At 61.4% G+C, this 485-nt stretch carries 1 pseudogene; it reads right to left on the bottom strand.

What is annotated here, in order from left to right:
* Positions 1 to 485, bottom strand: a pseudogene (locus ASD31_RS25495) (IS3 family transposase); the annotation flags it as partial.

The raw sequence follows: 485 nt of genomic DNA, 5'->3' as shown, positions 1-485 counted from the left end.
ACCAGTCGACCGATTCCAGCGTGGCGAACTCTACGGCTTCGAAGTTTCGCCACGGTCCTCGCCGGTGGATGACCTCGGCCTTGTAAAGACCGTTGATCGTTTCGGCGAGAGCGTTGTCGTAGGAATCGCCAACACTCCCGACAGACGGCTCGATGCCCGCCTCTGCCAACCGCTCAGAGTAGCGAATGGACACATATTGCGAGCCGCGGTCGGAATGATGAACCAGTCCGCCACGGTGGACGGGCCGCCGATCATGAAGCGCCTGATCGAGGGCATCGAGCACAAAGCCCGCATGGGCAGTCCGGCCGCCCGCCAACCGACGATGCGGCGAGCGAAGGCATCGATCACAAAAGCCACGTAGACGAAACCCTGCCAAGTCGCCACATAAGTGAAATCAGAAAGCCAAAGCATGTTCGGCGCGGGCGCGAAGAACTGCCGGTTCACCCGGCCGAGCGGACATGGCGCAGTCTTGTCACTGACCGTCG

The organism is Rhizobium sp. Root482, from assembly GCF_001426565.1.
Lineage (GTDB): Bacteria > Pseudomonadota > Alphaproteobacteria > Rhizobiales > Rhizobiaceae > Pararhizobium.
Note: the sequence above shows the minus strand (reverse complement) of the source record. Positions and strands in the feature narration are given on the sequence as shown.